11 protein-coding genes are annotated in these 9,632 nt (G+C 36.4%); 7 read left to right on the top strand and 4 right to left on the bottom strand.

All coding sequences use genetic code 11. The features are described 5' to 3' along the window. Nucleotides 1–107 precede the first annotated feature (107 nt). Nucleotides 108–215, top strand: coding sequence for a cysteine peptidase family C39 domain-containing protein (locus B2906_RS03350; protein WP_219957063.1), 108 nt, complete (start codon nucleotides 108–110; stop codon nucleotides 213–215). An 89-nt stretch (nucleotides 216–304) separates the two neighbouring features. Here the strand turns inward: B2906_RS03350 and B2906_RS03345 are convergent, their stop codons facing one another. Next, nucleotides 305–1,450 (bottom strand): ATP-binding protein, encoded by a 1,146-nt coding sequence (locus B2906_RS03345; RefSeq protein ID WP_219957062.1) that lies wholly within the window; start codon nucleotides 1,448–1,450, stop codon nucleotides 305–307. Nucleotides 1,451–1,621: 171 nt separating this feature from the next. Here B2906_RS03345 and B2906_RS03340 point away from each other — a divergent pair, with 171 nt between their 5' ends. The 5 genes from B2906_RS03340 to B2906_RS03320 all read left to right on the top strand — a co-directional run bounded on the left by B2906_RS03340 (nucleotide 1,622) and on the right by B2906_RS03320 (nucleotide 6,038). After that, a complete protein-coding gene (locus B2906_RS03340) occupies nucleotides 1,622–2,740 on the top strand; it encodes a hypothetical protein (RefSeq protein WP_286935605.1) in 1,119 nt (372 codons plus the stop codon). Between the two features lie 274 nt (nucleotides 2,741–3,014). After that, nucleotides 3,015–3,170 (top strand): hypothetical protein, encoded by a 156-nt coding sequence (locus B2906_RS03335; protein ID WP_286935604.1) that lies wholly within the window; start codon nucleotides 3,015–3,017, stop codon nucleotides 3,168–3,170. 56 nt (nucleotides 3,171–3,226) lie between these two features. After that, entirely contained in the window at nucleotides 3,227–4,345 is a 1,119-nt protein-coding gene (locus B2906_RS03330) for a DUF4221 family protein (protein WP_286935602.1), read from the top strand. A gap of 201 nt (nucleotides 4,346–4,546) precedes the next feature. Further along, nucleotides 4,547–4,786, top strand: coding sequence for a hypothetical protein (locus tag B2906_RS03325; protein ID WP_286935600.1), 240 nt, complete (start codon nucleotides 4,547–4,549; stop codon nucleotides 4,784–4,786). A gap of 139 nt (nucleotides 4,787–4,925) precedes the next feature. Further along, nucleotides 4,926–6,038, top strand: coding sequence for a hypothetical protein (locus B2906_RS03320; RefSeq protein ID WP_286935599.1), 1,113 nt, complete (start codon nucleotides 4,926–4,928; stop codon nucleotides 6,036–6,038). 21 nt (nucleotides 6,039–6,059) lie between these two features. Here B2906_RS03320 and B2906_RS03315 read toward each other — a convergent pair whose 3' ends face one another. Beyond that, nucleotides 6,060–6,338 (bottom strand): DUF427 domain-containing protein, encoded by a 279-nt coding sequence (locus tag B2906_RS03315; RefSeq protein ID WP_286935598.1) that lies wholly within the window; start codon nucleotides 6,336–6,338, stop codon nucleotides 6,060–6,062. A 524-nt stretch (nucleotides 6,339–6,862) separates the two neighbouring features. Between B2906_RS03315 and B2906_RS03310 the strand changes: the two genes are divergently transcribed. Continuing rightward, nucleotides 6,863–7,426: a hypothetical protein gene (locus B2906_RS03310; RefSeq protein ID WP_139217461.1), complete on the top strand. Its 564-nt coding sequence runs from the start codon at nucleotides 6,863–6,865 to the stop codon at nucleotides 7,424–7,426. A 74-nt stretch (nucleotides 7,427–7,500) separates the two neighbouring features. On the opposite strand, the gene B2906_RS03305 is transcribed toward B2906_RS03310, so the two are convergent. Beyond that, nucleotides 7,501–8,682, bottom strand: coding sequence for an ATP-binding protein (locus tag B2906_RS03305; RefSeq protein WP_219957058.1), 1,182 nt, complete (start codon nucleotides 8,680–8,682; stop codon nucleotides 7,501–7,503). A 164-nt stretch (nucleotides 8,683–8,846) separates the two neighbouring features. Continuing rightward, nucleotides 8,847–9,413, bottom strand: a complete 567-nt coding sequence (locus tag B2906_RS03300; RefSeq protein WP_286935597.1) for a flavodoxin family protein — start codon at nucleotides 9,411–9,413, stop codon at nucleotides 8,847–8,849. Nucleotides 9,414–9,632: the final 219 nt, after the last annotated feature.

Raw genomic sequence — 9,632 nt, 5'->3', positions numbered from 1 at the left:
AAGAAGATAGGTATTTTTCCATTATTAGGGATAAGGAGAATGGCTTAGAGAAAAATCCACAAATTGTATTTTACCGCATAATGTAGTAAAGAGACTAAATTATTGTTTTGAAAAATTCCTTCCCCCATAACAACCAACCAAACTCCAAAGACTGTGGGCCTATTTGCTTGAGAATAATCGCAAAGCACCATGGCAAGCTTATTTCCTTAAAATAAATCCGTGAAATATTGGAGACTACCCGGGAAGGAAGCAACTTATTTAAGATTAGGGATGCAATTGACTTGAGGGATGAATATTCAATCATTTATCTTGACTCTAACACCATTCCCACGAAGTCTCTAAAGTTATCTTGGGAAATTACTTGAAAGTCAGCTGGGTAGGCTTCTAAAAATACAGATGGTTTCTTGATTTTGGCATTGGGGTTCCATTTAAATTCAAAGGCCGAAATCCGCCCACCTGCTTCCTCCAAGTAATCAATTTCTTGCTGTTGCTTTGTTCTCCAAAAGAATGAATTTGCATAGGCCGAATGGTAATGATTTCGCTTCATTCGCTCGGTGATCAAAAAATTTTCCCACAAGGCACCAACATCATTTCGAAATTCGAAAGGATTGAAGTTTTGAATCAACGCATTTCGGATTCCATTATCGTAAAAATAAATTTTCCGGGTCGTCTTTATTTCATTTCGAAGATTTCTGCTGAAGGAATGAAGTGGGAAAATGATGCAGCTGAGCTCCAATAGTCGGATATAGCTCGAAACCGTGTTTTTATCCACTCCGGTCAACTGTGCCAATTCATTGTAGCTGACTTCCGAACCTATTTGGAAGGCAAGTGCTTGAAGGATTTTTTCCAAAACCTCAGGCTTTTTGATGGAAGCAAAAGAAAGAATATCCTTAAACAGATAGCTTTGCGTGATTTCATTTAGAATATCCCGCTCTTCCCCACGGTGATTAATGACATCCGGATAGTAGCCATAAATCAAGCGATTTTCCAAATCTCGCAACGCATCCAAATACCCTACCGATTGCTCATATTCTTCATAAGAAATAGGGAAAAGAAAGTATTCGAACTTTCTGCCTGTGAGGGGCTCATGGGTATTGTTTCGAAGCTCAAAGGCAGAAGAACCACTCAGAATCAATTGTACATCTTTGAATTGATCGTGAATAATCTTGGCCGTAATACCAATATTTTCGATTCGTTGGGCTTCATCAATAAAGACAATTTTGGAATTGCCAAGCAGGGTTTCGATTTGCTTCGTATTGGGATTGGTCAATTGCCGTCTAACTAAAGGATCATCACCATCCAGAAACAAAAACTCCCGATCTTCTAGTATTTCACGAATCAAAGTTGTTTTTCCAACCTGCCTTGCCCCGATCAGAACAATAGTCTTCCCCTTAAATAGCTTTGCAGAAATCTTGTTTTCGAATATTCTCGGAATCCTTATTTCATTCATTCACCAAAAGTAATACTTTTTAGTGAATGAATTCACCAAAAAGTATGCTTAATGGTGAATATAATGATAGTTTTCATAGAAAAAGAGAGGAAGGTTGTCCGATAATCGCATGGCTAAACTTTTAGATTTTTTAGCTATCTTCAAGTTCGTGAAAGAAGTTAGTCTAAGAAAATGAAAAATTTTATTCCTATAGCACTCGCTTTATTTTTGTGCTTTTCGTCGTCCTTCGCCCAAACCACCTTTTCAAAAATAGCTGAATTCAAAATTGATCTTTTAAACCCAGTTAAGATTTTAGACTACTATCCTGCCAAAAAACAATATTTGGGATTTATCAATGAAGGGAGTAAAGGAAACAAAATTGCCTTGTTCTCAGAAAATGGTAAAGTCTTAGTCTCGGAAAAATTGCAAGGAGAGGGGCCAAATCAGATCGTAGAATCTATCAATCAAATTGCCTTTGCAGAAGATGGAACTATATGGGTTCATTCCAGCCACAATCTTTACAGGTATGATCAAAATTTGAAGAAAACGAAAAAGATTCCTTTTAGATCCAAGTACACTGTCTCTCTCTATAGTCCTAAAAAACTGACGTACTTCTATGAAAATGGGGTGAAGGGAGATAACTCCTTTATCAGTCAACCTTCCGGATATTCCACTTTTTTTGGGTTCACAGATTTTCTAAAAGAAAACCTAATAGAAGTTTTCAATCCAAAAAATGAAAAGACATACAACTTTGCGCCAGTTTCAGGTCGGTCAAATTTTTCTAAACTGGATCCTTCAATTCATTCAATTTATGCACCTGTTTATTCTCTAGACAAAAGCCGGGGGAAACTATATCTGACCACTACTTTAGACGATGAAATTTCAATAATAGACCTGAGATCTAAAAAGAAAACCGAAGCTCTCAAAATCCGCCACGAAAACTTCCCCGTACTGAAATCCTCCAGAATTTCTTTGAATAATATAGCTTCTAAGGGCCCAATTAATCTTGGAGCTAAAAATGATAATATTTACGTTTTATCAGATGGAACTGTCCTGTTGGAATACATCAGAGCTATTTCACCTGAAGTTTATGAACAGAAAATAGCTGAAAACCGAAACTATCATCACTTTGGCGATCCATCCTACCGTCGATTGATTTTGATCAGAAATGGTAAACAGGTTGGAGAAGATATCCAATTACCTTATGGGGAGATAGCTATGCTTTTACCTGACGATACGCTTTTAATCAAATTACTAAACCCAGAAGAAGAAGAGGATTTCACTAGATATGGGATTTTTAGATTGAAATAGTTTGGCTGATCATTTACTGAAAATTAGAAATATCTTACTAGGTATTGGCTAAATATGCTAATAATATAGTATCTAATGATCGGGGGTACAGATCGATTAGTTTAACCATAATTACTATATTTAATGAAAAAGTTAAGTTTAGAAATGCTCAGACTTTCTTCAGAAGAGGTGCTCGGGCGAAGTCAGATGAAATGCCCATGAGAAAGGTTTCTCACACAGGGGGATGATTATATAGGGCATTCCATGTGGCAAATAAAAATTAAAATATAAACACATGAAATCAATTGTAGGAGGTGGACGTTTTCGATGTAATTGCTACAACAGTACAGGAAGCTGGACAGGAACTTATTCGGATAAAGCTACAGCTGAGGCCGCTGGTGGGGGACATTGTGAATCAGGTATAGCTCAATGCACAGAAATCAATCAATAACTTGTTTTAAAAGACCCTATCGTAATTTTCAATTTAAGATAGGGTCCTTTTTTTCTGTGCTTAGGAAAAGAGTTTTAGTTATCAAGGTGCTTTGTATCAGCTTGTTATTCTCTTGTAATGATAGTTCTACAATTATTTCATCAAAAGATTCAGTTAAAATTGATACACTTATTTTTGAATCCAAAGATGAAGTCATCGACCTCGGAGAAGAAGGGGAGTTCTTGGCTTATTCAGCGATGTCTGATGATGCGTCAACTTATTCTATTTTCAACCTTGAGAAAAGATTCTTATACACCCTCGATTTAAAAACAAGAAAACTTCTCTCGACCTTAAAAATGCCTTCTGAAGGACCGGATGGTATTGGAGACTGGCTGATAGACTTCCAAAGATTGGATGACCAAACCTTCATTGCTCAAGGTGACAATGTGTTTTATTCTTTTAACCAAGAAGGGAAACTAATGGATAAGATACGGGTGGATCATCTGTTTTATTTTAATCCTGAATTGGCCAAGAAATTTTCGAATATAGGTTTTCTCTATAAAGATGAACTCTTCCACTTCACGACCGGAGAAATCGGTACCATAGAATCGGAGATCATCAGCTATAATTCAAAAAGGGACTCCTTTCTTCTGAGAGGGATTCCTTCTTCCGACTTGGTTAAAAATTTGTCTATGATTTCCATGGTCAAATCCTTTACTTTCTATTCCTCTCCTTCTTTTGTAATCAACGATTTTCCCGGTGGGATTCTAGTCGTAAACCGTGGTTTACCAAATATGACCGCATACCTGAACAATGGGGACACGGTAAACACCAAACCTAACAGCTCAAAATATTTTGAAGACTTGGTGCCGGTTGATGAGATATTCAGAGCTAAAAATGAAACGGAAGAAAAGGAGTTTAAAAAGAAATTAGAAAAGCAAATGAATTTCCTCCGACCTGTGCTGGATGAAAATAATAAAAAGCTCTTTAGGCTTGGCTATCGATTGGCTTCGGATGGTGTTTCTTATGACACCTACTTATTTGAATATGATCTGAACTTAACCTTGACGCGGGAGACCCAATTGGAAGGAATCAAACTCAAACCTAAGAAAATGTTCCTCAGGGATTCGACTTTTTATCTTGCTGTTTCTTTTGAGGATGAGCCTGGGTTATTGATTTTTAGGAGTCCTTTTTAAAACTTAGGCGGTATTCTAAGAGATATTTTGGCTTTTACAAAAAAATCAACCCAATGGAGATTCCCTTCAACTAATTGAGTAAAAATTTACTAGAATCTAGTAAAATTGGTATAGGTATTCAATTGGTAGCCAGGTAATTTTAGAGAATTACAGATCGGATGGTGCGTTCTGGAGTAAGTTCACATCAAAAAAATTACAATAATGAAAAAATTATGTTTAGAAATGCTGAGACTTAGCACCAATGAAATTTTGGAAAGAAGTCAGATGAAGATGATTACTGGGGGAATTGGGTCCGGTTCAAATTGTGAAATCCGTTGTACTCCAGGTCTTCCAAGAGGAACAAGTGTCAATGACTGCTCATTTAACACTATGAATTTTTACTGCCCTCAAGATGAATACCCAAATGCGTCCTGCACTTGTTCATCAGGCGGTATGGGATAATCTTGAAAAAACCAAGAGGCTGTCTCATAAATAGGGAAAGCCTCTGATTTTTACTGGCAGGGATCTCAGTTCAATTTCAAATATTCAATTCTAAGGCTTCTCATTTGAGTCTTGAGACAGCCTCTAATCCTAGTAAAATATGAGCAAACCTATTTATACATCTTTATTAATGCTTTTATGGTTTTCTACAACCTTCGCCCAAGTAAGCCTTAGAAAAGTCTCTGAATTTAAAATTGACAGTTTTTATGAGGTTGGGATATTAGACTATTTTGAAAAGGATCAAATCTATTTAGGATATACAAAAAGTAAGGATGATGGTGTTGAAATCAGCCTTTTTGATGCCAATGGAAATAAGATCATTTCTCGAAATCTTTATGGAGAAGGTCCAAACGAGCATGTTTCTCCTTTGAGTGGTCTTGCCTTTACTGAGGATGGGAATATTTGGGGGAAAACTCCAATTGAAATTTTGCTCTATGACCGTAAATTGAATTTGATTAAAAAGACAAGATTTAATCCGCTCAATACATCTACTATTTATTATCCAAAAAAACTGGCTATACTAAAAAATTCTGTAGGGGAGAATGTGGTGATCACGACTATTACAAATACCTTTTCTTTTTCTTTTGCAAGAAATTTTGAGAGCCTCAATTTAATTGAAGGAGTTAATTTAAAATCCGGAAAATCAACTGGTCTTATTCCGGCTCGGAATATTTCAATTTTTTCCAAAATGGATATTAGTATGAAAAATATGCTTTCTGCCATATATACCCAAAGTCCGGATGGAAAGCAATTATTTGTGACCACAAGTTTTGATAATCAAATTACCATTTTTGATTCCCGGGCTTTGGAGAAGAAGGATCAAATCGAGATTGATCATGAATCATTTGACGCATTGAAAAGCTCTAAGTTGTCCTTATCCTATTTACCTCAGTTTAAAGGTAGAATTTTATCAGCCAGAAACTTCGCTCTCCATGCTTGGGACAATGGTTACTTGGCACTTGAATATCTTAGGGATATCTCAATGGGTATTTTCGAAAAGAAGTTGGCCGAGCTCAAATCCTACGATACTACCCTAGACCCTGATTATCACCGATTGATTTTATTCAAAGATGGGAAACAGATTTCAGGTGATATTCGGATTCCCTATGGTGAGATTCAAATGGCACTTCCGGGCAGCCGTCTTCTTATCCGACTGATCAATCCAGATATAGAAGAAGATTTTATGCGATTTGGAATATTTGAAATAAAATAGTCTGATCTTAATTTTTCCTTACTATGTCACCTTCACCCCTTTCCAAAAAGCTATTCGATCTTTGATTACTGAAGCGGCGGACTTTGGGTCAGGATAGTACCAAGCAGCATCTTTGTTCAGCTCTCCATCTACCAATATACTGTAATAAGAAGCTTGACCTTTCCAAGGGCAGGTGCTATGTGTGTCAGAATCTTTTAGGAATTCTTTTTTTACAGATTCCCGGGGGAAATAATGATTTCCTTCTATGACAACTGTTTGATCCGATTCTGCGATCACCTGATTATTCCAAATAGCTTTCATACGTATTTTTATTAAATGTGAATTCCTCCTGAGATGAGAATAACCCTACTTCTAAAAGAGGTAATTTCATGTTTTATTCTCCGCTGGAACATTGATTAATTCCCGCTTTTCTTATAAAACACCACAATTGATGAAAAAGATTGAAAAAATATTTTTTTGGTACAATCGATTGCGAAATAGTCTAAATCTAATTTCATGTCATGACATGATTTTGTAAATAAGGTAAAATAAAAATTAAATTCTTTAAAATATATCTTTTGCGATATTTCATGTCTTTCGCAATCGATAGCGGGAAATAATTATTGTATTTTCAATAAATGTGCTTGAAAATTGAGGAATATCAAATAAAACATAATTTTTTTTGAAACATTTGTAATTAAAATCCCGTTAGCTACCTTTGTAATGGTTAATTAAACAAAACCATCAGACCCGATGGACCCTGTGACCCAAAATATCCTCCGAATGGATCAGCCATTCCGGGTTACACTAAAACAGAAATCTAAGAACCTATTATACCAATTATTATGAAATCATTAATGACTATGCTTTTTGTTGCCGGGATGGTAACAGGAGCCTTTGCAGCAGGATCAGAAAAGACTGTTGAAATCAGACAGTCAGAACCTTCGAAAGTAACTGTGGCAGTATCAGAAGCGCCACTGGGAACTGTGATTGTAAAAATCATGGATAGTGACAACAGATTAGTATTGAGAGACAGAATCGTGAAAGATGAAGCTTTTGCAAAAAGATACGATTTGACGGCTTTGCCTAAAGGTACTTATTCAGTGGAAGTATTAGATCAGTCTGGAGTTCTAAGAACTGCTACTTTCGAAAACTTCATCGCTGAAACTCCTTCTGTGTATTCAAGAGTGACTAAAGTTGAGGCTAATAAATACCGTTTGCTTGTCAGCAACTTAGACGCTAAAGAAATTACAGTTTCGATTTTCGATGGAGACAAATTGATTCACTCTGAAAGAGTAGAGGATCCTCAGGGATTGCACAAACTTTATACTATTCAGAATGTAGGAACTGACATTCGATTCAAAGTTTCCACAGACAACGGTTTTGACAAATATATGTCTGCCCTTTAATTGAAAACTAACCAATTGTATACAACCCCGCTTTGGTCTGAGGCGGGGTTATTTTTTTGTCTAGGTTTTTTGGCTCAGTATAAAAAGCCAAACAACCAGAGTGGAATCCGCTTCTGATTTCCTCCCTTAATATCCAAAGCCAGATACGCGTTGGGTAAGCCTTTAATTTGTTCAGTACTTTTCGAAGGTCCTCCGATTTCAAAGACATAGCTTTCGTCGATCAAAAAATCGGAGTATTTGGATGAAGTTACGGCATGCACGGTGCTGGTTTGATTGTAGAAAAAGGTTTCTCTGATATTTCCTAAGTCAGGTTGTGTGGGAGAGAAGAGATGAATGAAATTCGGATTGTTTAAAAAGATTTTTTCCGGCTTTTGTAAAAAGCTTGTACCCTTCGCATCAGATCTCAACAAATTTAGAATTTGTGCTTGATCTAAATAATCTAAAAGCCTCAAAATGGTGTTTCTGGGGGCTTCTAATTTTTCTGAAAGCTTGTTAATATTAGGGGTGAAAGGGACTGATTCACTGATGACAAAAAGTAGTTTTTTCATGGTTCTTACAGTGGAATGCTGCAAATCTTCAAAAGGTGCTATATCCGTTTCAATTACTAGATTGATGGTTTCTTCCAACTTTTGGTAATAAGTGCTTTTTGCTTCTCTGAAAAACGGGAAGAATCCATATTTTAAATAGTTTCCAAAATCTTCTGGATAATTTATTATATCCAATATCTCCGGTCCGATTGTCGAATGTTTTTGAATAATATCCTCCAAGGAGAGCTGCTGGATAGTTAATTTTTTCTCAAAAAGTAAAAACTCTCTGAAAGAAAGGCCATTCAATTTATAAACAGATGCTCTTCTTGATAAATCCGCATTTCCTTTTGACAAGTCAAGAATAGAGGACCCTGTGGCAACTACCTGTATATCAGGATAATCGTCGTAAAGTTGCTTAAGGTCTTTTGACCAATAAAAGTAACGGTGTACTTCATCTAACAAGAACAATCGAATGCCCTCTTGATAGAGTGTATAGATAGTTTCAATTAATCTATTGGACTCAAAGAAAAAATCATCTAAGCTTAAATAAATTCCCTTAGTATTTGAATCTGAAAGGTATTGCAGTAGGAGAGTTGTTTTTCCAACACCTCGGTACCCCAAGATCAATATCAGCCGTTGGCTCCAGTCAATTTTGTCAAATAAGTACCGCTTAGGTTTCCCTTTTACAAGCTGAATTTTTCTGTCTGACTTTTCTATGAGATGCTTCATAGGCGATTTCTTGAGAAAGCAAAAATATAAAATGGTTTTTTAAAAAACTATTTTGTAATAATGCTTTTTATAAAAAGCAAAATATGTATTTCATTGTTATATGGAAGTTTAATGATGTAGGCATAATGAGTTGTTAAAAAAATGCCTTTTAATTTTAGGTAGATCTATTGAAAGCTAAGGACTCTGTTCGCAACACGTTTTCCCAAATTTTCAGCTTTCTTCAAAAATATCGGATCAAGTGAATCCATTTGAAAGGGGCCTTCATCGGTGATTGCGGAAGCTCCAAAAGCTGCTTCGACTTCTTCCCCACCCATGACTAACAACCCGTGAATTAGCATAGACTTCAAGATAGAAAGCAGGACTCCTTCTTCGCCGATAGAGATTCCTCCTCCGGTAGAAAAAGCTGCCCCTATTTTATCTTTCAAGGGTCTCCCTTCAAAAGGCCATGAATTGATGAATTCCAAAACTGGGGGTGCCGGATTGCCATTGTACACTGGTGAACCTAAGATGATACCTTTTGCTTGAAGTAAATCTTCGACCTTTACATCTTCGATAGCCAATAAAAGTACTTCTACTGAATCGACAGAGTTGGCTCCTCTTGCTACAGCCTCTGCCATTTGTTGTGTGTTTCCTGATTGTGAAAAATAAGTGATTAAAATCTTCGGCCTTTCCTGAGCATATATCCCCACCGAGTAAAAAAGAAGAGTAAAAGTGAAAATGCAGCGTAGCATAGTGACATATTTACCTTGAATATAAGGATTTGAGGGGAGAAAAAGAGTTCAACTCCTTTAGAGTTGAGATGCGCCAAATTTGAGCGTCATCATACCACCAGTTTCACTGGCGGTTATTGAGAGGTTTAACCACTTCGTGGTTAATTGATTCATTGTCTAAAACTTTACAAAAAAATCCCGCCAATAATTATTAGCGGGATTTATGTTTTGTCATTCAGA

Source organism: Algoriphagus sp. UBA3586 (assembly GCF_002376385.1).
Lineage (GTDB): Bacteria > Bacteroidota > Bacteroidia > Cytophagales > Cyclobacteriaceae > Algoriphagus > Algoriphagus ornithinivorans.
The sequence above is the reverse complement of the archived record's forward strand: the minus strand, read 5'-3'. Positions and strand labels throughout refer to the sequence as shown.